Genomic DNA, 23,379 nt, shown 5'->3' on the forward strand with positions numbered 1-23,379 from the left:
CGCGGCGGCTGACCCGCCGCTTCGTTGCGCTGGCGCGGCGCGGTCCGGGTCCGCGGCAGTGCGGCCGGACGCGAGGTGGCCGCCGGAGTCATCGGCCGAGGGCGAGGAGGTGGCGGGCGAGGAGGCCGGCATCGGGCGCGGGCATCAGCGCGACCTCGGCATGCAGGGCGGCGAGCGCATCGCAGTGATGCCGGGGAGAGGGGGCGGAGGCGGCGCTGGCGGGGGCGGCGAGGTGGAGGAGACGGGCGGCGACCGGACGCTGCGGGGGGGCGAGCTTGGGATCGAGGCGGGCGCGGAGGCGGCCGAGGGGGGTGGCGAGCGCATCGGGCGAGGGCGGGCCCGCCCGGGCGGGACCGGAGGCGGCGAGGAGGACGGAAGGGAGCGTCGCCAGCGCCTGGTCGCGCACCGCGGCGGCGGGACCGGCGAGGGCGGCGAGGGCGGCGACCCGCAGGCGGCCGCCGGCGACGAGGGCGGGGCAGAGCTCGGGGGCGGAGACGGAGGCGGCCTGGGCGATGATGCCGAGAGCGCCGAGGGCGGCGAGGGCCTCCGCATCCGGGGCGTGCGGGAGGAGGGCGAGGGCCGGCGGAAGCGCGGCACGCAGGACGAGCTCCTGCAGCTCCTCGGGCGCGGCGCCGTCGTTGTAGGCGGCGAGGACCTCCTCGGCCGCGGCGGGGAGGAGGCCGGGATAGAGGGCGACGACGGCGGCGGCGAAGGGGCCGCCGACGCGGCGGAACAGGGCGGGCATGTCCTCGATCCCGGCGCGTGCCGGCGGGAGGCCGGCGGAGAAGCCGGCGCCGTCGGTGGTGACGCGGTGGACGTAGCGGGCCTCGAGCAGCTCCTCCGCGGTGGGGATCCAGAGCATGTCGGGCGGAGTGGCATCCACGCGGTCGAGGAACCAGCGCGGGATGCCGGCGCGGCGGAAGGCGTTGCGGAGCTCGGCGCCGAGGGGAACGCCCTCGGTCTGGTCGGGGCGCAGGCCGACGGGGGTGCCGCGGTGGAAGCCGAGGATGGCGCCGCGGAGGATGGTGCGCCGCTGGCCGGCGAGGAAGACCATGGCGCAGGCGGAGTTGCACTGCGCGGCGACGAAGGTGTCGAGGCGATGGCGGCTGACGACCTCCGCCATGCGGATGCCCTCCGCCCGCAGGCCGCCGGGGCCCGACAGGTGAAGGACGCGGGCGTCGCGGCCGGGGCCGCGCAAGGCGGCCTCCAGCGCCCGGGCGGCGCCGGGGACGATGCTGCCGTTGAACTCCACCGCCGTGCCGCGGCGGAGAACGGCGATGGTGAAGGGGAGGGTGCCGCGGCGCAGGCCCTCCGCCAGGTCGGGGGGGAGGAGGGGGGAGACGGCGCCCCTCGGCATGCCCGCGGCTGCGGGGGCGGGGAGGGGCGGCAGGGGGACGGCGGGGGTGAGGACGGCCGGCAGGCCGTTGGTCGAGCGGCCGGGGAGCAGGGTGCCGGGGAGCCAGGCGGCGCCCGGCGGCGCGGGGGGCGGCTTGGCGAGGGCGGCGGGGGGCGGGGAAGCGGTCTGCGCCCGCGCCGGACCGGCAGGGGGAGCGGGCAGGACGGAGAGGGCGAGGGCGGCCGCGACCGAGGCGGCCGCGCGGAGGGCGGCGACGCCGCGCGGCCCTCGGCGGGCGGTGGTCATCGCGGGCGAGGCTACACCGAATCGTTGCCGCCTCATACCGGATGCGCCGATCGGCCGAAGCGCCCGGCCAGGAACGACGCCGCGAGGAGGGCGAGGAACGGCCGCGCAAAGTAGGTGTGCCGTTCGGAGAACTCGAACCATCCCTCCACCAAAACGATATAGAGAACTGAAAGAAATGAGATCACGCACAACTCCGCCGGAACCCGCCTTCCATCCATGACGGCACAGAAGGCGAGTAAAACAACGGCAAGATGATACATCTGCAGCGGGGTGGCCAGGGTGGCGAAAATCCATTCTCCCGGAATGTCGCGGAAATCCCTTATCGCGCCGAAACTGTGCCGGTCGCTCCCCAGCCCGAGGATGACCTTCCTCGCGGTGCGCACGAGGAACTCCGAAGGGTTCTCGGCGATCCACCGCAGCGCCTTGGACGCCGCCCGGTCCGACATCTCCGCCTCGGGCAGGCCGACCAGATCCGGCGGCGGCGGCATCCACTCCCCGGTGGCGCCGGGATTGTTCCCGACCCACAGCGCCCAGCCGGCCGAGGTCGTGAGCGGCACGAAGCGGTCGAGAACGGCATGGTTCCGCGCCCACCACGGCCCCATCACCAGAAGCAGGATGACGCCGGCGCGAAGGCCGAAGGCGACCGTCGCCCGCAACGGCTGGCGGCGCAGCAGGACGAGGCCGAGGAGGGGCGGGAACAGCGCCAGCGCCGGCTGCGTCAGCGCGAGCGCCCCCCAGCTCCCGCCGAACGCCATCGCCCGGCGCCAGCCGAGGCGGGCCGGACGGGACGGCGCCAGCAGGCTGGCGGCGTTGAGGCAGACCAGCGCGATGCTCAGCGTCTCCTTCTGCGGGAACCCCGCCAGCCAGATCAGGGTCGGCCACAGCGCGTAGACCGTGCTCGCGAGCGCCGCCGCTTCCGGACCCTGGAGCCGGACGCCGAGATGGAATATCGAGGCAATGATGAAGGCGTCGATCGCGAGATGCAAAATGAATATCGAACAAGAATTGAAACCGAACACGAGCTGGAACAAGCCGATCAGGACCGGATAGGCCGGAGGGAAGAAGGCCCACTGATATTGCCGGTGGTGCTCGTCGAAATGGACCAGCTCGCCCGACGAGATGAAATGCCGCGCCATCCCGGTGTAGATCGTCGGGTCGCCCCCGATGGGGCGCCCCTCCAGGACGAACGCGAAGGCGAGGATCCGGGCCAGCAGACCGGCGGCGAGGGCGGCAGCCAGCGCGCGGCCCGGAGACGGCGCCAGGCGTACGGCGATGACGCCGACGAGACAGAGGATGAGCGACCAGCCCGCGAGGGCCGGCAGGGTCGCCCGGCTGAGCCCGACGTAGCGGAGGCACAGGACCAGCCCCGCCGCGGAGGAGAGGAGAACCAGCCCGAGCGAGACGGACAGGCCGAGGCGGAGAGGCCCGCCCCCGTCCCGTCCGGTCGAGGGCGACGCCGGCGCCGGTCTTCGGGTCGGAAGCGCAGCCACCACTGCTCGGCCCTTCCGCTTGGAACCGCCCGCGCTGCGCCGACCGAGGATTCGCGATCGCGCGCCGATGGCGGCAACGGGAGACCGAGCAGTAGCCTTGCCGGGCGTCCGGGAGGCCGCACGAACGCGTGCGCGGCCTCCCGGACGCCGGGGACGCCGCGGCGCTCGGCCCGCCGCCCGCCACGCGCCAGGAGGGACGGTTCAATCGCCACGGTCGGCGCGTCTTCCGCCTCGCCTCGGCGCGCTGCGCCGTCCGCGCGGAGACGGTCCCGCCCCGGCGCCGCGTGATCGTCCGGGTGCGGCGCTGGCGCGTGCGCCGGCTCCGCGGCCTGCTCGACCTGGCCGGCGCAGCGCGGCCCGCCGCGGGAGTCGGGGCGCCCCTGCTGACGGCGGGACTCGACGCGGCGTTCCACCGGCTGCGGCCCGACCGGACAGCCCGTGGACGCCCGGGCACTTCGTCCCGCGCTGCCTCGCCGGCACCGCGCGGCCGGCTTTTGCGGCATCCTCTACCGCTGACCTCCTTTGAGGGCCGCAACGCCGCCCCTTCGCCTGGACGCGCCGCGAGACCGCGCCGGAAGGCGAGCCGGAGACCGCCGACTTCCCTGCCGCGCGGCGCGGCGGGGCAGGCGGCGGCCATGACGCGGCGCCGGCGCCGTGCGATGCTGCGCGCACCCCTGGCACAACCCTGGAGGAGCAACGTGCAGCGTTCCCAGGCGGACCGCCCCGGCGTCCCGGTCGCGCGCCGCGGTCTTCTGCTCGCCGGCGCCGCGGCGGCCGGCGCGGCCGCGGCCGCGGACCGCGCGGCCATCGCGCAGCCCGGGCCGGCGGCCGGCGCCTATCCGAACCGGCCGGTCCGCATCATCGTTCCCTTCCCGCCCGGCGGCAGCAACGACGTGATCGCCCGCCCGCTCGCCGAGCGGCTGCAGGTCCGGCTCGGCCAGCCGGTGGTGATCGACAACCGCGGCGGCGCCGGCGGCGCGATCGGCGCCACGGCCGTGGCGCAGAGCCCGGGCGACGGCTACACGCTGATGGTCACCTCCTCGACCTTCGTCACCACCTCCGTGGTGCAGCGCACCTCCTACGACCTGCGGCGCGACTTCGTGCCGGTGGCGCTGCTCGCCCGCTCGCCCTTCTTCATCCTCGCCGCGCCCGACTTCCCCGCGACCGGGGTCGCCGACCTGATCCGGCTGGCGCGCGAGCGGCCGGGGGAGATCGACTACGGGTCCTCCGGCCCGGGCAGCGTCGGCCACTTCGTCACCGAGCTGTTCGCGCAGCGCGCGGGCATCCGGCTGCAGCACGTTCCCTATCGCGGCATGGCGCCGGCGGTGACGGACCTGCTCGCCGGCCACATCAAGATCCTGATCACCACCCTCGCCTCGGCCGCCGGCCCGGTGCGCGACGGCAAGCTCAAGCTGCTCGCCTACACCGCGCCGGGGGCGCCGGCGGGCTCGCCGCCCGGGCCGACGGTGCGCGAGGCGACGGGCCTCGACTACGAGGCCGAGATCTGGTGGGGGCTGTTCGCCCCCCGCGGCCTGCCGCCGGAGCTGCTGCGCACGCTGAACGCGGCTGCCAACGCGGTGCTCGCGGAGCCGGACTTCGCCCGGCTGATCCAGGGGGAGGGCGCGGTGCCCTCGCCGACGACGCCGGAGGCCTTCGCGGCGACGATCGAGGCCGAGCTCGAGCGCTGGCGCGAGGTCGCCCGCGTGGCGAACATCCGGCTCGACTGACGAGGGCGCCGGCTGCGCGCATCGGGCGGCGCAGCGACGGCTGCGCCGCCTCGCCGGCCCTTCCCGCCCCGGCGGTGCGCCCTGCCGGACGCCACGGCGGGCCTTCACGACGCGGCCAGGATCTCCTCGGCCGCACGGCGCCCGCCGATCAGCGCCCCATGGGCGTAGGACGGGGCCTCGGTCGTCGCCGCCTCCCCCGCGAAGTGGAGCCGGCCGCCGACCGGGGCAGCGAGAGCGGCGTGGTCCTCCGCGGTCGCGCCGACCGGGAGGTAGCAGTAGGCGCCGCGGGCGAAGATGTCGCGCGACCACCGCGTGACCCGCGCCTCGACCGGACGCGGCACGGCGGTGCCGAACATGGCGCGCAGCGCGCGCATCACCGCCGCCACCGCCTCGTCGTCGCGCCACCGCTCGATCCGGCGCGCGGCGCTGCCGCCGACCAGCGCCACCAGCACCGGCGCGCCGAGATGCGACGCGAGGCTCACCATCTCGGGGGCGGCGCTCGGCGCCTCCTCGGCGAGGTAGCGGAGGAAGTCCACCTCGTCCGGCCAGAAGCGCCGTTCGAAGCCGAGCACGATCTTGTTCAGCAGCCCGACGCCGATGCGCGCGATCGCGCCCTGCTTGGCCGCGGGCAGCGGCGGATCGAAGGCGACCGAGCCGTGCTTCAGCACGCCGAGCGGCAGGGTGATCACCGCGCGGTCCCCTTCCCACACCCGCCCGGCGGTGGCCAGCGCCACGCCGGCGCCGGTCAGGCGCACATGCGTCACCACCTGCCTGCGGCGGATGTCAAGGCCGCGCGCGAGATGCTCGACGATCGCGGCGTAGCCGGTGGAGAGCAGGTGGTTCTCCGCCGGGATCTCGCCGTCGCCGGCGAACCAGCCGCGTGCCGAGACCTCGGCCGGGTCGGCGCCGGCATAGCCCGCGACATAGGCGCCGAGCCAGGCGGCAACGCGGCGCTGGTAGGGATCGGCGGCCATGGCAGGATCGAGCAGCGGCACCGCCTCGGCCAGGCTGACGTCGCGCGCCCCGCGCCAGGCGAGCGGGCTGTCCGGCGCGATCAGCCGGCCGACCATCTCGAAGATCCGCGCCACCTCCTCGCGCGGCAGCGCGCGGCCGTCGGCGTCGTGCACCACGGAGCGCGCGTCGTAGGTGGGGAGGCGCCGGATCCCCGCGGCGTCGGCGATCTCGGTCAGCGGGTTGCCCTCCGGCCCGTGGATCCAGGCGCCGCCGAGGTCGAGGGGGACGCCGCGGAAGCGCACCGTGTGCAGCCGGCCGCCGAGCCGGTCGCGCGCCTCGAGCAGCGTCACGTCGTGGCCCGCATCGTGCAGCCGGCGCGCCGCTGCGAGCCCGGCGATGCCGGCGCCGAGCACGAGGATGCGCTGCCGGCGCCGGGCGGCGCCCTGCGCCCCGCTCCGCGAGGCAGCCAGCAGGGCGCCCGCGCCGAGCAGCAGGCGCGCGAGGTCGCGCCGGCGCAGGGCGGGCGTGAAGCGCGGCGCCGGCTCGTCCCGATCCGCCATGAGGTCCCTCGCCAATCCGGGCGCCGTGCCGGGAGCCGCACGATCCGACCGCGTCGGCAGGCTGCAGCCGGAACGTGCGATACGCAACCGGGAATCGAATTCCACCCGTCATGAAGTGCCAGACGGGCGCTGCGGTCGCGCTGCGGGCGCGACACCGGCCATGGACGGCGTCCGCCCCGCGCGCGATCCTGCCGGCGCGGGCGAGGACGGGTACGCGGCCATGGTCGAAGCGGTGCTTTCCTACGAGGTGCGGGCGAACAACCTCTCGCGCGCCTCCGAGAATCGGATCCACGACGACGAGGTCGCGCGCCGCTTCGGCTTCGCCGGGGCGCTGGTCCCCGGGGTGGAGGTCTACGCCTATGCCTGCCACCCGGTCGTCTCCCGCTGGGGCCGGGACTGGCTGGTGCGCGGCGCCGCCGAGTGCCGCTTCCTGAAGCCGGTCTATGACGGCGCCCCGGTGCGCGTGACGGCCGAGGCCGAGGACGGGGCGGCCCTGGCCCTCCGCGTCGAGAGCGGCGGCACGCCCTGCGCCGCCGGCCGCGCCTGGATGCCCGACGAGCCGCCGGACGTCGGGCCGACGGCGGAGGACCGCCCCTGGAATGCGCCGCCGGCGGAGCGCCCGCCCGCCAGCGAGGCGACGCTGGCGCCGGGCGCCTGGCTCTGCACGGCGCCCGAGCGCATCACGACCGAGGCGCTCGCCGGGTACCTGCGGGGCATCTCCGAGGCCGATCCGCTCTACGCCGCCGAGGGGCTGGTGCACCCCGGCCTCATCCTGCGCCTCTGCAACCGGGCGCTGACGCAGAATGTCGTGCTCGGGCCGTGGATCCACGTCGGCAGCAGGATCCGCAACCTCTCGCTCGCCAGGGTCGGCGAGACCTTCGCCGTCTCCGCCCGCGTGCTCGCGAATGCCGAGCGCAAGGGGCACCGGATCGTGGAGCTGGACGCGCTGGTGACGGCGGATCGGCGGCGCCCCGTCGCGCACGTGCTGCACACCGCCATCTGGCGGCCGCGCCGCGCGGACTGACGCGGCCACGGCCGGAAGGGCGCGGCGGCGCCCTGGTCGCGCGCGTCGTGCCGGCAATCCGCGCCGCCGTCGGGGGACGCGCCGCGCCGCGCGAAGGAGAGGGAGGGGGGCGGTCGCGCCCCCGCCGCCGACCCCGGGCCGCTCTCCGTCCCGGCCAGGCGATGCGGCGGCCCGGCCGGGGGCGCGCCTCCAGGCCTGACCGGCGCGGCGGTGCTGGCGCCGCTCCATGACAGCCTCGCCCTCGGCACGCCCATCCTGTGGCGCTCGGTCCACCGCCTGCCGGAGCACGCGCGCTTCCACCACGCCGTCCACATCCAGGCCGGCATGGCCTGCGAGACCTGCCACGGTCCGGTCTGGACCATGCCGCGAACCGAGAAGGTCCGCACGCTGTCCATGGGCTGGTGCCTGGGCTGCCACCGCAACCCCGAGGCGCAGCGGCACCCTGCGGCGGCGGCCTTCGACCGCGACCGGCATGGCGGCGGCGCCGATCCCGACGGCTGCCGGCCGGGCGGCGCAGGCGCGCCGCGGCTGCGGCATTCCGGGGTGGAGATCCCGCCGCTCACCCGCTGCTCCGTCTGCCATCGGTGAGGGCGGGAATGCGCGCGCCGCCGGACCCGCCCCCGACCGGCGCGAGGTGCTGCGCCTCGCGGCCGCCTCGCTCGCGCTCGCCGGCGCCGCCGGCTGCGATCCGGCGCCGGAGGGGATCGGCCGGCCGCTCCCGGCGCGCGCGGGGCGTGCCGGACGAGGCGCCGCGCTACACCATGGCGCTGGAGCTGCAGGGCCTGGGCCGCGGCGTGCTGGTCCGCACTCGGGCCGGGCACGCGGCGAAGGTCGAGGGCAACCCCGCCCACCCGGCGAGCCTCGGCGCCACCGATCCCTTCCTCGAGGCCGCGGTGCTGTCGCTGCACGATCCCGCCGCGACGCTCGAGGCGGAGCGGGCGGCGCTCGCCGGGCGGCGCGCCCTGCTCGCCCTCGCCCTGCTGACGCTGTGGCGGTGGTTCGTGCAGTTCGTCGTGGTCTGGATGGCCGACCTGCCGGCGGAATCGGCATGGTATCTGCGGCGTGCCGGCGCCTGGGCCTGGCTTGAGCTCGGCCTGGTCATGCCCACTCTGGTCGCCGCCATCGTCATCGCCATTCCGCCGCGCAGCGGGCCGATCCGGCTCGGCGCGGTGTCCGCGCTGCTGGTCGTGCAGCATCTCGGGCATCTGTGGTGGCTGGTGAGGCCCGACGCGCCGCGCGGGACGCCGCCGCTCTGGCTCGACGCGCTGCTCGCGCCCGCGCTCGCCGCCTGGGCCGCGTGGTGGTGGAGCGAGGTGCGGCGGCGGGCGGCGCCCGCACCGGCCGCGTGAGCGAGGAGGCCGCATGGCACGCAGGAGCCTCGGCGCCGCCGCCATGTCCGGGGCGACGAGCGGCGTCGGGCTGGGCGGGATCGCTCGGCCGGGCTTCGTCCGCCGCGCGCCTCCGCCGGGCCGTGGCCCCCGCGGAGGCGCCGGGAGGAGGGCCGCGCAGGATCGCCCGCGCCGCCGCGCCAACGGTTGCGCGCGGCCCGCGCCACGCCGCCCTCACCCCAACCGGGTGCGCAAACAACCTCGCTCGCTCTGGGTATCCGCGGACGATGCGAAAAAGCCCTAGCGCCGCCGGCGCAGCATTGCCCGCAGCTCGGGCAGCGCGCGGGTGTTGAGGATGTCGCCGGGTTCCAGCCAGCCGCGCCGCGCCTGGTCCACGCCGTAGCGCATGAACTCCAGCTCCTCGGTACCGTGGGCGTCGGTCGAGATCGCCAGCCGGACACCGATCTCCTTGGCGAGCCGGCAGACGGTGTCGGGAAGGTCGAGCCGGTCCGGCTGGGCGTTGAGCTCGAAGTGGCAGCCGCGCTCCCGCGCCGCGCGCAGCAGCCGCTCCAGGTCGAGGGCGCAGGGCGGCCGCGCGTTGATCAGCCGCCCCGTCGGGTGCGCCACGATGTCGAGGCAGGGGTTGTCCATCGCGCGCAGCAGCCGCTCCGTCTGCTTCTCGCGCGGAAGGTCGAAGCGCGAATGGACCGCGCCGACGACCAGGTCGAGGTCGCGCAGGATCGGGTCGGGGAGGTCGAGACGGCCGTCCTCCAGGATGTCCACCTCGACCGAGGCGAGCAGGACGAAGCCCGGCGCGGTCCGCGCGTTCAGGCGGTGGATCTCGGCGATCTGGCGCGCGAGCTCCTTCGGGCCGAGGCCGTGCGCCATCGCGAGGCGCCGGCTGTGGTCGGTGACCGCGAGATAGGCGTAGCCGCGCGCCTGCGCGGCGCGCGCCATCTCGCGCAGCCCGGCGCGGCCGTCGCTCGCGTCGGTGTGCGCGTGCAGGTCGCCGCGGATGTCGCCGAGGGCGACCAGGCGCGGCAGCGCGCCGCGCTGCGCCGCCGCGATCTCGCCGCGGTCCTCCCGCAGCTCGGGCGGGATGAGCGGGAGGCCGAGAGCGGCGTACACCTCCTCCTCGGTGCGCCCGGCGATCCGCCGCCGGCCGCGGAACAGCCCGTACTCGTTGAGCTTCAACCCCTTCTCCGCGGCGATCCGCCGCAGCGCGATGTTGTGCGCCTTCGAGCCGGTGAAGTAGGCGAGCGCGGCGCCGTAGGCGGCGGGCTCGACCGCGCGCAGATCCACCTGCATGCCGTTGCGCAGGGCCACGATGCTGCGCGTCGGGCCGCGCTCGGCGACGCGCGCGATCTCCTCGTAGCGCAGGAAGTGGGCGATCGCCGCTTCCGGCGCCGTGCTGGCGACGACGAGGTCGAGGTCGCCGACGGTCTCCTGCCGCCGCCGGTAGCTGCCGGCGACCTCGGCGGCGAGGACCTCGCGCGCCGCGCGCAGGTGGCGGAGGATCGGCTCGGCCACCTGCTCGGCGGCGCGCAGCTTGCGCCGCGCGGGTTGGCCCGCGCCCTTGGCGACCGCTTCGAGGATCCGGGCCTCGATGGTCGGGCCGAAGCCGGCGAGGCTGCGCAGCCGGCCCGACCGCGCCGCCTCGGCCAGCGAGGCGAGGTCGGAGACGCCCAGCCGCTCGTGCAGCGCGCGCACCCGCTTCGGCCCGAGGCCGGGGAGGGCGAGCAGGGCGGTGACGCCGGGCGGCAACGCGCGCTCGAGCTCGTCGAGCAGCGGCAGGCGGCGGCCGGCGGCGATGGCGGCGATCTTGCCGGCGAGGTCCTTGCCGACGCCGGGCAGCGCGTCGAGGTCCTCGCCGGCGGCGAGCATGTCGGAGACGCTGCGCGGCAGCGCCTCGACCACCCGGGCCGCGCGGCGGTAGGCGCGGACGCGGAACGGGTTGGCGCCCTCGATCTCCAGCAGGTCGGCGAGCCTGTCGAGCTCGCCGGCGATGTCCGCGTTGGCGACCGGCATTCGCCCTCCCTGCCGCGGCGGCCGGACCGCGGCGCGCCGGCGCCTTCCATTCCGCGTCCGCGGCGGGCGGGCCTTGATCCGGCGCAATCGCCGCCGAGCGACGAGGCTCACTCCCAGCGGAGGCCCTCGCCAGGCTGCGCCGCGGCTGGCGGCGCCGCCTCGGCCCGGGGGGCGCCGCGCCGGTCGAGGCTCTCGACGGCGGCGACCGCGAGCGCCGCCACCTGGATCAGCCGCTGCCGGGCCTCGACCCGCGAGCCCTCGCGCGCCTTCACGCGCGCCCAGCCGGCGTAATCGGTGATCAGCCGCACGAATTCGTCGATCGGCAGGGCGTCGTCGTGCGCGGCGCCGCCCCATTGCGCGTCCTGCCGAGTCCGCTCGGCCCCGATCTCGGCCAGCACGTTGGTCCCGCTGCTCATGGCGCCTCACCTCGTTGTCCCGGCGTTGGGCGGCGCGGCCGCGCCGCCCCCGGCTCGATCCCGCTCGGCGGCGCCGCGGGCCCGGTCCAGGCGGGCCTCGGCCTCGGCCACGCGGCGCAGGGTCCCGACGAAGCTGTCGGGGTTGAGCGAGATCGAATCGATCCCCTGCTCGACGAGGAACTCCGCGAAGTCGGGGTGGTTGCTCGGCGCCTCGCCGCAGATCCCGACCTTGACGCCGCAGGCATGGGCACGGCGGATGACGTCGGCGATCATGCGCTTGACCGCGGCGTCGCGCTCGTCGAACAGCGGGGCGAGCTCCGCCGAATCGCGGTCCACGCCGAGCACGAGCTGGGTCAGGTCGTTGGAGCCGATCGAGAAGCCGTCGAAGCGCGCGGCGAATTCCTCGGCCAGGATGACGTTCGAGGGGATCTCGCACATCACGTAGACCTCGAGCCCCTCGCGCCCGCGCTGCAGCCCGTGCCGCGCCATCTCGGCGAGCACGCGGTCGGCCTCGGCGGGCGTGCGGCAGAAGGGGACCATGACCACGACGTTGGCGAGGCCGATCTCCTCGCGCACGCGGCGGATCGCGCGGCATTCGAGCGCGAAGCCCTCGCGGTAGCGGTCGCTGTAGTAGCGGGAGGCGCCGCGCAGGCCGAGCATCGGGTTCTCCTCCGACGGCTCGAACGCGGCGCCGCCGATCAGGTGGGCGTACTCGTTGCTCTTGAAGTCGGACAGGCGGACGATCACCGGGTTCGGGTGGAACGGGGCGGCGAGCTTGGCGATGCCGCGCGCCAGCCGGTCCACGAAGTACTCGGACTTGTCGGGGTAGCCCCGCGTCAGGTCGGCGATCCGCCGCTTCGCCTCGGCGTCCTCCAGCGCGTCGAAGCGCACCAGGGCCATCGGATGGATGCGGATGTGGCCGTTGATGATGAACTCCATCCGCGCCAGGCCGACCCCGGCGGCCGGCAGCCGCCACCAGCGCAGCGCCGCGGCGGGGTTGGCGAGATTCAGCATCATCGCCGTGCGCGTCCTCGGCAGGCCGCCGAGGTCAATCTCCGCCACCGCGAATTCGAGCCGGCCGTCGTAGACATGGCCGGTGTCGCCCTCGGCGCAGGAAAGGGTGATCGTCTGGCCGTCGCGCAGCACCGCCGTCGCGCGCTGGGTGCCGACGACGGCGGGAATGCCGAGCTCGCGGCTGACGATCGCGGCGTGGCTGGTCTGGCCGCCGTGGTCGGTGACGATGCCGGCGGCGCGCTTCATGATCGGCACCCAGTCGGGGTCGGTCGCCTCGGTCACCAGGATCGCGCCGTCGCGGAAGCGGGCGATGTCCTCGGCGCTCCGGATCACGCAGGCCTCGCCGACGGCGATCGCGTCGCCCACCGCGGCGCCGCTCAGCAGCGGCCGCGCGCGGCGCTCCTTGAGCGTCCAGCTCCGCAGCGTCCCGGCCTGCGCGCGCCGGGCCTGCACCGTCTCAGGGCGCGCCTGGACGATGAACAGCTCGCCGGTCTCGCCGTCCTTGGCCCATTCGAGGTCCATCGGGCGACCGTAGTGGCGCTCCACCGCGACGGCCCAGCGGGCGAGCCGCAGCGCCTCCGCGTCCTCCAGCACGAAGGATTCGCGCTCGCGCCGCGTCGTCTCCTCGAGCGCGGTACGCGCGCTGCCGCCGGTGGCGTAGACGAGCTTGCGCTCCTTGCCGCCGCGGGTCTTCTCGACGATCGGCACGCGCCGCGGGTCGTCGAGCAGCGGCTTGAAGACGAGAAGCTTGTCGGGGTCCACGGTGCCCTGCACGACGGTCTCGCCGAGGCCCCAGGCGGCGCTGATCACGACGACGCCGGGAAAGCCGGTCTCCGTGTCGATGGTGAAGATCACCCCCGCGCCCGCGAGGTCGGAGCGCACCATGATCTGTACGCCGATCGAGAGCGCGACCGCGAGGTGGTCGAAGCCCTGCGCCTCGCGGTAGCTGATGGCGCGGTCGGTGAAGAGCGAGGCGTAGCAGCGCCGGCAGGCCTCGAGCAGCGCCGCCTCGCCGCGCACGTTGAGGAAGGTCTCCTGCTGGCCGGCGAAGCTCGCGGTCGGCAGGTCCTCGGCCGTGGCGCTGCTGCGCACCGCGACCGCGGGGGCGTCGGCGCTGCGCCGCCGCGCCAGCTCGCGGTAGGCCTCGCGGATGGCCCGCGCCAGGTCGGGGGGAAACTCGCCCTCGAGGAACAGGTGGCGGATCGCCTCGCCGGTCTCGTGCAGCGTCGCGCGGCCCTGCTGCATCGCGGCGAGCCGGTCGCGCATCGCGGGCTCGATGCGGTTGGCCTCGACATAGGCGCGGTAGGCGGCGGCGGTGGTCGCGAAGCCGTCCGGGACGCGCACGCCCTGCGCGGAGAGCGCGCGCATCATCTCGCCGAGCGAGGCGTTCTTGCCGCCGACCCGCGGGACGTCCTCGATGCCGAGCGTCTCGAACCAGGCGATGAGGCTGTTGTCCGGGTGCGGCATCGGTCTCCTCCTGCGGCGCGGCCGTTCTCCTCCGCCGGTGCCGCCGGCAGGATGCGGGCCCGGGCCGCGGCGGGCCTTGATCCACGTCAGCGCGGGACGCGCGGTCGGGATGCCCGCGAACGGCCGCGATCCGCGCGGCGCGCGCCGCCGCGGGGCCGGCGCCCCGCATCGCGGAACCGTGAACGGCGGGCGGCGCGGCGCGGTCCGGCCGCGCGGCCGGGCTGCACTTGTCAGGTCGTCCCGCGGCGCGGGAGGATCGCGCCCGACCCCCATGCCCAGCCCCGAGGAGGCGCCGGTCGGTGCCTGATCGCGTTCGTCCGTCCCGGGCCGCCCGCCGGTCCGGCGCTCCCTTGTCCCGCCGCGCGGATCGCGGGCGCGCCGGAGGACGCACGCCGGCTGGGTCGCCGCTCCGCGGGCGCGGTCGGCTCGGCGTTTCCTCCGGCACGCCGCGGCGGTGGCGGTGAGCGGGGCGGGCGTCCTCGTCGTCGGGACCGGCCAGGCGGGCTTCCAGCTCGCCGCGTCGCTGCGCGAGGGCGGCTACGAGGGCCGGGTGCTGCTCGTCGGCGAGGAGCCGGAGCTTCCCTACCAGCGCCCGCCGCTCTCCAAGGCCTACCTGATGGGCAAGGCCGACGCCGCGCAGCTCCGCTTCCGGACGGCGGCGTTCTACGCCGAGAACCGGCTGGAGATCCGCGCCGGCGCGCGCGTCCTGCGGATCGAGCGCGCGGCGCGGCGCGTGCTGCTCGCCTCCGGCGAGGCGCTGCCCTACGAGCACCTCGTCCTCGCGACCGGGGCGCGCAACCGCGCCCTGCCCGTGCCGGGGGCGGCGCTCGACGGCGTGCTGTCGTTGCGCACGCTGGCGGAGGCGGAGGCGCTGCGGCGCCGGCTGGAGACGGCGCGGCGGGCGGTGGTGGTGGGCGCCGGCTTCATCGGCCTGGAGTTCGCGGCCGTCGCCGCCGCGCGCGGGCTGGAGGTGACGGTCGTCGAGGCGCTCGACCGGCCGATGGCGCGCTCCGTCTCGCCGCTCGTCGCCGCGCATCTCCGCGCCGCGCACGAACGTGCGGGGGTGCGCTTCGCCTTCGGCGCCGCCCTCGCCCGCATCACCGGCGAGGCCGGCCGCGCGACCGGCGTCGAGACCGCGGACGGGAGGCGCATGCCGGCCGACCTCGTGCTCGTCGGCATCGGCGTGGTGCCGAATGCCGAGCTCGCGGCCGAGGCGGGGCTCGCCGTCTCGGACGGCGTCGTGGTGGACGGGCTGCTGCGGACCGAGGACCCGGCGATCTCCGCGATCGGCGACTGCGCGCGCTTCCCGTGCCGCCACGCCGAGGGGGCGCCGCTGCGGCTGGAGGCGGTGCAGAACGCCGCCGACCAGGCGCGCTGCGTCGCCGCGCGGCTGCTCGGCCGGCCCGCGCCCTATGCGAGCCTGCCGTGGTTCTGGAGCGACCAGGGCCCGCTCAGGCTGCAGATCGCGGGACTCTCCGTGCCGCACGAGCGGGCCGTCCTGCGCGGCGATCCGGCGGCGGGGCAGGGGTTCTCCGTGTTCTGCTTCCGCGGCGGGCGGCTGGTCGGCGTGGAATCGGTCAACCGCCCGCTCGACCACGTGCTCGCCCGCAAGGTCCTGGAGCGCGGCGGCGGCGTGACGCCCGAGCAGGCGGCGGACCCGGCCTTCGACCTGAGGGCGCTCGCGGCGGGCAGCGGCGGCGCGCGGTGACGCGGCGTGCGGGGGGCGCGCGCTCGCGCCGCCGCTATGCCGCCGCCTGCCGCGCGGCCGTCGCCGCCGCGCCGCGCGGCTGCAGGCGGAAGGCGGGCGCGTGGTCCGGCCGGCAGGTCGCGACGCAGACCGGCAGGGCGGGGCGGGTGCTCGCCAGCGCGATGCGGAAGCGGCGCACGATGCTGGCGATCAGCAGGGCGGAGAGCGCGGTGGCGAACAGCGCGCCGATGCACACGCGCGGGCCCATGCCGAAGGGCAGGTAGCTCATCGGCTGCGGCCGCGGCGCGCCGGGGAGGAAGCGGGCCGGGTCGAACGCCTCCGGCTCCTGCCAGTGGTGGCGGTGGCGATGCAGCACCCAGGGGGCGATCATCACCGTCGCGCCGGGCGCGATCCTCGTGCTGCCGGCCTGGTCCTCCGCCTTCGCCTCGCGCACGATCATGAACACCGGCGGGTAGAGGCGGAGCGATTCGCTGAACACGGCGCGCGTGAAGGCGAGCTGCTGGAAGGCCTGGGCGGCGTTGTCCGGGCCGAGGTCGAGGCCGGCCGCCTCCTCGGCGATCCGCTCCTGGAGGGCCGGGTGGAGCGCGAGCAGGTAGATCGTCCAGAAGAGCCCCGAGGTGGTGGTCTCCTGCCCGGCGACGAGCATGGTGGCGACCTGGTCGCGCAGTTGCTCGCGGCTGAACTCGGCGCCGCTCTCCGGGTCGCGCGCCTCGCGCAGCAGGTCGAGCAGGTCGCGCTCGCCGCCCGCCCCCGTCCGCTTCGTCCGAAGGCGCCTCTCCACCACCTCGTCGAGCATGCCGATCCAGTCCTTCTCGAGCCGGCGGCGCATCAGGTCGCGCGGGCTCGCGATCCGGAGGGGGAGCAGCACGTCGAGCAGGAAGGGCCGGCCGAGATGCTCGATGTAGCGCGTCATCAGCGCGTGCATGCGCGGGCCGAAGTCCGACATCTCGAGCGAGAACATGGACTTCCCGCTGAGGGCGATGGACCAGCGCCGGGCGAGGTCGAGGAGGTCCACCGGCGCGCCGCGGGCGGCATCGGCCTCGAGCGAGGCGATGATCTCCTGCGCGCCGAGCGCGAAGTGCCGGGCCAGGATCGGCAGGGCGCGGGGCGAGAAGGCGGGCGCGGCGATGCGCCGCGCGTGCCGCCAGGCCTCGCCCTCCGCGAGCAGCAGGCCGTTGCGCACGACCGGGCGGAGGATGCGGATGCGGAGGGGCGAGCGGGTGTAGTTGTCCTCGTTCTCGACGAGGACGCGCCGCACCGCCTCGGGCTCGTTGAGGAGAAGGATCGGCCTGCCGAGCGCCGCCTGCGTCAGGGCCGGGGCCTCGTAGGCCTCCCGCGGCCACATCCGGAGGACATTGGTCCGCAGCGCGTCGAGCAGGGCGAAGCCCGCGAGGGGACGCTCCGGGATCGGGGGCGGGACGAATCGCAGCCCGGACATGCGCGAAGGCCTTCCTCACCGGACCGCGCTTGATCCTGCTCCGAAATCCTCGGTTGTCAAATCGAAACCGTCGCGGTGCCAGGCGGGGCGCATCGGGCGCCCCGCCGAGGCGTGCCGCCGCGGGATGGGACGGGCCGGTGCCCCGACGCCGGGCCGGGGGCCGCCCTTCAGGCCGCCGCGCGGTGCGCGCCCGCGATCACCTCGTCGAGCGCCGGCTTGATGTGGCGCATGAACAGGTCGAGGGTCTCGATCACCACCTCCTTCGGCGTCTGCGCGTAGTGGTTGATCAGCGCGACGTATTCCGCCGGGAACACCTTCCACTGCTCGATCATCTGCCGGCGCACGCTCTCCACCGTGCCGAAGATGAACAGGCCGGAGTTGACGAGGCTGCCGAAGTAGTCGTCGTTCTCCACCTTGCGCCGGCCCATCGCGGCGTAGAAGTTCTTCCAGATGTCGAGGTCGTAGGCGCGGATGCGGTTGAGCGCGTCCTCCTCGGTCCTGCCGATCTGGATCCAGCGCACGAGCGACTGGTTCTGCCCGGGCTTGAAGCTGTGGCCCGAGGCGGCGGCCGCCTGGCGGTAGTGCTCGGCGAGCGGGCCGGCGGAGGCGATCGAGGTGAAGTAGGTCGGGATGAAGCCGTGCCTGCCGCAGAAGGCGATCGTCTCCGGGCTGCCGGAGCCGGCGACGAAGACCGGCGGGTGCGGCCTGGTGTAGGGCGCCGGCACCACGCTCACGCGCCGCGTCGCGCCGGTCTTCTCGTCCACCTCGCCGGGCGCGCCGAGGCGCTGCGTCACGCCGGCGCGCGCCAGCGGCCAGTCCACGACGCCGGTGTCGTAGGGGTAGGGGATCTGCCAGTTCAGGCCCTTGTGCGAGAAGCTCTCCTGCGTCCAGGCCTTGAGCACGATCTCGACGTTCTCCTCGAAGATCGCGCGGTTGCGGGCGTCGTCGTCCCTGTCCTTGGCGACGGTGGTGGCGGTGGAGAAGCCGGCGGCCTGGGTCTGCGGATTGTAGATCGCCGCGCTCGGCGACTTGGTCGCCGCCGCGCCGAGGTGCTGGCCGAGCACGTTGGTCCAGCGCGACTGGTAGCCGCGCGCGAAGCCGACGAAGCTCCGCCCGCGCGCGAGGTGGTTGACGATCGCGGTCTCCTCGGCGACGCGGATCGGGTTCTGCGTGCTCATCACGTAGCCGAGCGTGCCGACATGGATGTTCTTCGTGATCGCCGCCCAGTAGGCGTCGAGGATGCCGGGGGAGGGGCCGACCTCGTAGCCCTCCGACCAGAAGTGGTGCTCGATGGCGGCGACACCCCAGACGCCCATCTCGTCGGCGGCCCGGACCACGTCGGTGAAGCCGTGGATCGCGGCGTGGTAGAGCTCGCTGTTGCGCCCGATCGGGCGCAGCCGCGCGCGCTCCTCCTCGTCGCGCGCGGGCATCACCGGGTAGACGACGGTGTAGGGCTTGAGCATCGGCGTGTCCTCCTCGGCGCGAGCATCCCCGCTGCGTCGGCGCCACGTCAATCCGCGCCGGTGCGGGTCCGGGGCTATCCTGCCGCGGCGCGGCGGTAGGAGAAGGCCTGCTCCGGCCCCGTGACGAACTCGAGCAGCGCCGCGCGGCCCTCCTCCGTCGCGCGGCGGGCGCGGCGGATGGCGCCGGCGATCTCCCCAGGGTCCTCCACACGCTCGCTCCAGCCGCCGAGCTCGCGCGCGATCCCGGCGTAGTTCCCGCCGATGTCGCGGGTGCGGTACTTCTCGTGCGAGAGTCTCATGTGGCCGGTCTCGATCGCCATGGTGGCGTTGTTGAACACCATCGTGCAGATCGGCGCGCCGACCCGCACCGCCGTCTCGAAGTCGAGACCGGTCATGCCGAAGGCGGCGTCGCCCATGAAGTTCACGCAGAACTTCTCCGGCGCGGCGAGCTTGGCGCCGATGGTGAGGCCGAGCCCGGTGCCGAGCGCGTGCGACTTGCCCCAGCCGATGTAGCCCCGCGGCGCGACGGCCCGGTAGAAGGGCACGATCTGGTCGCGCGGGCTGCCGGAATCGTGCGTCACGATCGCCTCGGCGGGGTCCACGGCGCGCATGAACTCGGCGATCACGCGGTAGGGCGTGATCGGCCTTTCGGCGGAGCCGAGCTTGCCCCGCCACTCCGCCAGCCACGCGTCGCGCAGGCGCGCGATCTCCTGCGCCACCGGGCGGGCGTCGCGCGCCTTGCCGTCGAGCCGGTCGCGCACCGCGTCGGCCAGTTGGCGCAGCACCAGCTTCGCGTCGCCGAGGATGGCGCGCTCGGTCGCGTAGGCCTTGTGCAGGTCGCGCGGGTCGTTGGTGGCGTGGATGATGCGCTTGCCGTCCGGGAGCGTTGCTGTGGTGATGTTGTGGCGCGTCAGGCTCGCCCCGATGGCGAGCACGACGTCGGAGGCCGCGAGGAAGTGCTTCGCCGGCCCGGTCAGCACGATCGCCGCGGTGCCGAGGGCGAGCGCGTGGTCCTCCGGGAAGGCGCCCTTGCCCTCCATCGTCGTCATCACCGGCGCGGCGAGGAGCTCGGCGAGCTCGCGCAGCTCCGCCGTCGCCTCCGCGTACATCACGCCCTGGCCGGCGTAGAGGACGGGGCTCTGCGCCTCGACCAGCAGCCGCGCCGCCTCCTCGGCGTCGCGCGGGTCGCCGGCGGAGCGCGTCGGGCGCACGGGGCGGTAGTCGAGCGGCGCGCCGCCGGGGATCTCGGCGCCGACCACGTCCTGCGGCACCTCGACCATTACCGGGCCGGGGCGGCCGTTTCACAGCGCGCTGAAGGCGCGACGCATCACGTTCGCCGTCTCGGCAGGCAGGATCAGCTCCTCGGCCTGCTTGGTGACGCTGGCGTAGGCTCGGCTCGAGCGGAACGTCGGGAAGACCTGCGCCCGCGCGCGCGGATGGCCGAGCGGCAGGACGAGCACCGGGCTGCCGTCCGAGAAGGCGGTGGCGACGCCGGGGAAGGCGTTCTCCGCGCCCGGCCCGTACTGCATGGCGAAGGCCGCGGGCGGGCGGCCGTTCAGGGTACGCGCGTAGCCGTTCGCCATGTCCACGCCGACGCGCTCCTGGCGGCAGAGGATCGGGCGGATGCCGGCGGCGGCGGCGGCCTCGATGAGCGGCGTCGTCGGGTAGCAGAAGAGGTGCGAGATGCCCTCGCGCTTCAGGATCTCGGCGATCGCGTCCATCACCAGCATTCGGCGTCTCCTCCCCGCGCGGGTCCCGGCCGTCCGAGCCATAGCCCGCGGCAGCGCGGGCTGCCAGGGCGCGGCGCGCGCGCTATGCTCGCGCGAGGGGATGCGGGCCGCGTCGCATCGGCCCCGCGCCGGACCGAGGAGAGGATGGCATGGCGGACGCGAGCACGGGGGAGCTGCCGCTCTCCGGCCTGCGCGTGCTGGATTTCGGACACACGGTGATGGGCCCGACCTGCGGCCTGGTGCTCGCCGACCTCGGCGCGGAGGTGATCCGGGTCGAGCCGCCGGAGGGCGACCGGACGCGGCGCATGTACGGCTTCGCCCGCGGCTTCTTCGCCACCTTCAACCGCAACAAGCGCTCGATCGGCGTGGACCTCAAGCACCCGGAGGGCCGCGCGATCATCGAGCGGCTGCTGCCGACGACCGACGTGCTGATCGAGAACTTCGCCCCCGGCGCCATGGACCGGCTCGGCCTCGGCTGGGAGCGGGTGCGGGAGATCAATCCGCGGCTGGTCTACTGCGCGCTGAAGGGCTACCTGCCCGGACCCTACGAGCACCTGCCCTCGCTCGACGAGGTGGCGCAGATGCAGGGCGGCCTCGCCTACATGACCGGCCCGCCGGGGCAGCCGCTGCGCGCCGGCACCTCGGTCGTGGACATCACGGGGGGCGTGTTCGGCGCGGTGGCGATCCTCGCCGCGCTGCGCGAGCGCGACCGCACCGGCAAGGGGCGCCTGGTGCGGAGCGCGCTGTTCGAGAGCGTGGCCTTCCTCGTCGCCCAGCACATGGCCTTCACCGCGCTGACCGGGCAGCCGGTGCCGCCGATGCCGGCGCGCCAGTCGGCCTGGTCCGTGTACAACGTGTTCGAGACGGCGGACGGGCCGGTCTTCCTCGCCGTCACCAGCGACGCGCACTGGCGCCGCTTCTGCGAGGAGTTCCGCTTCCTCGACCTGCTCGAGGACCCGGCGCTCGCCACCAACGACCAGCGCATCGCCGAGCGCGGGCGGCTGATGCCGCGGCTGCGCGCGGAGCTGGCGAAGCTGCCGGCGAAGGAGGTGATCGCGCGCTGCAACGCGGCGCTGGTGCCCGCCGCGCCGGTCAACCGGCCGCAGGACCTGTTCGAGGACCCGCACCTCCGCGCCGGCGGGGCGATGGCGGAGGTGGCGCTGTCGGAGACGGTGAAGGCCTTCCTGCCGCTGCTGCCCATCGCGATCGAGGGGGCGCCGCTCGGCGTGCGCCGGCAGCCGCCGAAGGCGGGCGAGGCGACGCGGGAGGTCCTCGCCGCGCTCGGCTACGACGCGGCGGCGATCGAGTCGCTCGCCGCGCGCGGCGTGATCGGCGGCGCGGCGTGACGGGTCGGCTCAGCGGAGCCGCGGCGCGCCGCGGCTCGCCGTGACCGCGATGTAGACGCCGGCGGCGATGATGATGCCGGCGCCGATCCAGGTGGCGAGGTCCGGCAGCAGGCCAGAGACGAACCAGCCCACGATCACCGAGCCGATGATCTGCCAGTACTGGAAGGGCGCGATGACGTTGGCCTGCGCATAGGTGAGGGCGCGCGCCACGCAGTAGTGGCCGGAGGCGCCGAGCGCGCCGAGGCAGGCGTGCAGCAGCACGTCCGTCGCGCTCTCCGGCGTCTTCCAGGCGAAGGGGACGACCGCGCACATCACCAGCGTGCCGACCAGCGCGCTGTACATGACGGAGGTCTCCGGCCGGTCGAGGCCGGCGACGCGGCGCGTGAAGATCTGATAGACCGCGTAGCAGAAGGCGCTGCCCATGATCAGCAGCGAGGCCCAGTGGAACACGTCCGTCCCGGGGCGGATCACCACCAGCACGCCGAGGAATCCGATCAGCACGGCGGCGAGCCGCGAGGGCCGGATGCGCTCCCCGAGCATCGGCCAGGCGAGCAGGGCGACGAAGAACGGGGCCATCTGGCTGATCGAGCCGGCCTGGGCCAGCGGCAGGTGCTTGACCCCGAAGAAGAACATCGCCGTCGACATGAGCAGCAGGATCGAGCGCGAGAGCTGGGCCGCCGGCCGCACCGTGCGCAGCACGGCGAAGCCGTAGCGCGGCACGATCACCGCCAGCACGATCAGGAGGTGGCCGGTGTTGCGCGCCCAGATGATCTGCTCGGAGGGGTAGGTGCGGCTCAGGACCTGCACCAGCCCGTTCATCACCGGGAACAGGGTCCCGGCGGCGCACATCAGCAGAATGCCGAGCAGCACGCGCCGGTCGAGGCCCGGCGCGAGCGCGGCGGTGCTCCCCCGCGGCAGTTCGGCCACGCCGCCCGCGCCCCGCCGCTAGCCGCCCTCGAGGAAGGCGAGCGTCTCGGCGCCAACCTCCCCGGCGCGCTCCCAGGTCATGCAGAACCGCGCGCCGGGGATCACCTTCAGCCGGATGTCGCGCACCTGCCTCAGGAGGTCGTCGGCGTACCTGCGGAAGTAGAAGTGCTCGCCCATCAGCAGCAGCGCGGGGCGGCGGATGCGCCGCAGGCCGGCGGCGAGGTCGTAGGCGCGCAGCGCGTCGAGCGCCTGCCAGCGGTCGCGCCCCGCCTCGATCTGCGCGACGTTGATGCGGTCCATCCAGGACTGCGTCGGGCGCATCGGTGCGTGCGCCGGATCGCGCTCGAGCACGAACTCGATGGTGCGGGTGAGGGGGAAGCCGCTCGGGTCGGCCGGGCGGTGGTCGGCGGTGACGTCGCCCTCCGTCTCGTGCAGGGGAATGCCGGGGAGGAAGGGGCAGTTGACCAGCACCGTCCGCTCGACGCGGTCGGGGAAGGTGCCGGAGACCTCGGTGGCGACGAGCGAGCCGACCGCCTCGCCGAGCACCGAGGCGCGGCGGATGCCCAGGGCGTCCATCACCGCGACCGCGACGCGCGCATAGTCCTCGATGCGCGGCCTGCCTGCGACGTGGTCGGACATGCCGTGGCTCGGGTAGTCCATCGCGACGGCGCGGAGCCGCGGCGCGAGCACCTCCATCAGCTCGAGCATCAGCGCCGAGGACTGGGCGTTGATGTGGAACAGCATGATGCTCCGCCCGCCGCGCGGTCCGGCGGCGCGGTAGTGGATGTGGCCCATCTCCGTGCGGACCAGGCCGCGCTCGATCTCCACGGCGGTCGTCCCTTCCTCGCACCGTCAGGACGAAGCCGCGCCGGGGGGCGCGACGCCTCGGCGCGCCTCTCCCGCCCGGCGCCGCGCCCACGCTGCCGCGCCGGCGCCGGGACGGCGAGCGGCGCCGCGATGGCCGCATGCAAATGTCGGCGCGCCAGGCGCATCGCGTCCTCCGCCCTGCGTCGAGCGCCCGCTGCGGAAGCGCGGCGGGGCGTGCCTCGACGATCCCGTGCCGCGACGGTAGTGGGGCGGGTGGCGGGGGGCAAGGCGCCGGCGACCGGGCCGGGGG

Annotated in this window: 18 protein-coding genes; 6 read left to right on the forward strand and 12 right to left on the reverse strand. The window is 75.3% G+C overall.

The features are described from left to right. Positions 1-88: 88 nt before the first annotated feature. Together IEX99_RS03975 and IEX99_RS03980 are read right to left on the reverse strand one after the other, a co-directional pair. The gene (locus IEX99_RS03975; protein WP_188898703.1) at positions 89-1,642 is read right to left on the reverse strand and encodes a hypothetical protein; all 1,554 of its coding nucleotides are present in this window, start codon (positions 1,640-1,642) and stop codon (positions 89-91) included. A 32-nt stretch (positions 1,643-1,674) separates the two neighbouring features. Continuing rightward, a complete protein-coding gene (locus IEX99_RS03980) occupies positions 1,675-3,132 on the reverse strand; it encodes an ArnT family glycosyltransferase (protein WP_188898705.1) in 1,458 nt (485 codons plus the stop codon). 698 nt (positions 3,133-3,830) lie between these two features. Here IEX99_RS03980 and IEX99_RS03985 point away from each other — a divergent pair. Next, a complete protein-coding gene (locus IEX99_RS03985; protein WP_188898707.1) occupies positions 3,831-4,859 on the forward strand; it encodes a Bug family tripartite tricarboxylate transporter substrate binding protein in 1,029 nt (342 codons plus the stop codon). A gap of 104 nt (positions 4,860-4,963) precedes the next feature. Here the strand turns inward: IEX99_RS03985 and IEX99_RS03990 are convergent, their stop codons facing one another. Continuing rightward, the gene (locus IEX99_RS03990; RefSeq protein ID WP_188898709.1) at positions 4,964-6,373 is read right to left on the reverse strand and encodes a flavin monoamine oxidase family protein; all 1,410 of its coding nucleotides are present in this window, start codon (positions 6,371-6,373) and stop codon (positions 4,964-4,966) included. Positions 6,374-6,593: 220 nt separating this feature from the next. On the opposite strand from IEX99_RS03990, the gene IEX99_RS03995 reads away from it, so the two are divergent. From IEX99_RS03995 to IEX99_RS04005, 3 genes are all read left to right on the forward strand, one after another. Continuing rightward, a complete protein-coding gene (locus tag IEX99_RS03995; protein ID WP_188898712.1) occupies positions 6,594-7,397 on the forward strand; it encodes a MaoC family dehydratase in 804 nt (267 codons plus the stop codon). 210 nt (positions 7,398-7,607) lie between these two features. Further along, positions 7,608-7,985: a cytochrome c3 family protein gene (locus tag IEX99_RS04000; protein WP_188898714.1), complete on the forward strand. Its 378-nt coding sequence runs from the start codon at positions 7,608-7,610 to the stop codon at positions 7,983-7,985. Positions 7,986-8,131: 146 nt separating this feature from the next. Further along, complete coding sequence (locus IEX99_RS04005; RefSeq protein ID WP_188898716.1) at positions 8,132-8,746, forward strand: hypothetical protein; 615 nt, start codon at positions 8,132-8,134, stop codon at positions 8,744-8,746. Between the two features lie 279 nt (positions 8,747-9,025). Here IEX99_RS04005 and polX read toward each other — a convergent pair whose 3' ends face one another. From polX to ppsA, 3 genes are all read right to left on the reverse strand, one after another. Further along, positions 9,026-10,753 (reverse strand): DNA polymerase/3'-5' exonuclease PolX, encoded by a 1,728-nt coding sequence (polX, locus tag IEX99_RS04010; RefSeq protein WP_188898718.1) that lies wholly within the window; start codon positions 10,751-10,753, stop codon positions 9,026-9,028. A 107-nt stretch (positions 10,754-10,860) separates the two neighbouring features. Beyond that, positions 10,861-11,169 (reverse strand): hypothetical protein, encoded by a 309-nt coding sequence (locus IEX99_RS04015; protein ID WP_188898719.1) that lies wholly within the window; start codon positions 11,167-11,169, stop codon positions 10,861-10,863. Positions 11,170-11,175: 6 nt separating this feature from the next. After that, positions 11,176-13,650, reverse strand: a complete 2,475-nt coding sequence (gene ppsA, locus IEX99_RS04020) for a phosphoenolpyruvate synthase (protein ID WP_188898720.1) — start codon at positions 13,648-13,650, stop codon at positions 11,176-11,178. A gap of 460 nt (positions 13,651-14,110) precedes the next feature. On the opposite strand from ppsA, the gene IEX99_RS04025 reads away from it, so the two are divergent. Further along, entirely contained in the window at positions 14,111-15,358 is a 1,248-nt protein-coding gene (locus tag IEX99_RS04025; RefSeq protein ID WP_188898721.1) for an NAD(P)/FAD-dependent oxidoreductase, read from the forward strand. A gap of 34 nt (positions 15,359-15,392) precedes the next feature. On the opposite strand, the gene IEX99_RS04030 is transcribed toward IEX99_RS04025, so the two are convergent. The 4 genes from IEX99_RS04030 to IEX99_RS22330 all read right to left on the reverse strand — a co-directional run bounded on the left by IEX99_RS04030 (position 15,393) and on the right by IEX99_RS22330 (position 19,989). Continuing rightward, positions 15,393-16,796: a cytochrome P450 gene (locus IEX99_RS04030; protein ID WP_188898722.1), complete on the reverse strand. Its 1,404-nt coding sequence runs from the start codon at positions 16,794-16,796 to the stop codon at positions 15,393-15,395. 167 nt (positions 16,797-16,963) lie between these two features. Next, the gene (locus IEX99_RS04035; RefSeq protein ID WP_188898723.1) at positions 16,964-18,259 is read right to left on the reverse strand and encodes an LLM class flavin-dependent oxidoreductase; all 1,296 of its coding nucleotides are present in this window, start codon (positions 18,257-18,259) and stop codon (positions 16,964-16,966) included. A gap of 74 nt (positions 18,260-18,333) precedes the next feature. Then, entirely contained in the window at positions 18,334-19,530 is a 1,197-nt protein-coding gene (locus tag IEX99_RS04040) for a thiamine pyrophosphate-dependent enzyme (RefSeq protein ID WP_229677794.1), read from the reverse strand. 30 nt (positions 19,531-19,560) lie between these two features. Beyond that, positions 19,561-19,989: a thiamine pyrophosphate-binding protein gene (locus tag IEX99_RS22330; RefSeq protein WP_229677795.1), complete on the reverse strand. Its 429-nt coding sequence runs from the start codon at positions 19,987-19,989 to the stop codon at positions 19,561-19,563. A 149-nt stretch (positions 19,990-20,138) separates the two neighbouring features. Between IEX99_RS22330 and IEX99_RS04045 the strand changes: the two genes are divergently transcribed. Further along, positions 20,139-21,335, forward strand: coding sequence for a CaiB/BaiF CoA transferase family protein (locus IEX99_RS04045; RefSeq protein ID WP_188898724.1), 1,197 nt, complete (start codon positions 20,139-20,141; stop codon positions 21,333-21,335). A 9-nt stretch (positions 21,336-21,344) separates the two neighbouring features. On the opposite strand, the gene IEX99_RS04050 is transcribed toward IEX99_RS04045, so the two are convergent. Beyond that, a complete protein-coding gene (locus IEX99_RS04050) occupies positions 21,345-22,262 on the reverse strand; it encodes a DMT family transporter (RefSeq protein WP_188898725.1) in 918 nt (305 codons plus the stop codon). A gap of 18 nt (positions 22,263-22,280) precedes the next feature. Next, a complete protein-coding gene (locus tag IEX99_RS04055) occupies positions 22,281-23,090 on the reverse strand; it encodes an alpha/beta fold hydrolase (protein ID WP_188898726.1) in 810 nt (269 codons plus the stop codon). Positions 23,091-23,379: the final 289 nt, after the last annotated feature.

This window comes from Caldovatus sediminis (assembly GCF_014644455.1).
Lineage (GTDB): Bacteria > Pseudomonadota > Alphaproteobacteria > Acetobacterales > Acetobacteraceae > Caldovatus > Caldovatus sediminis.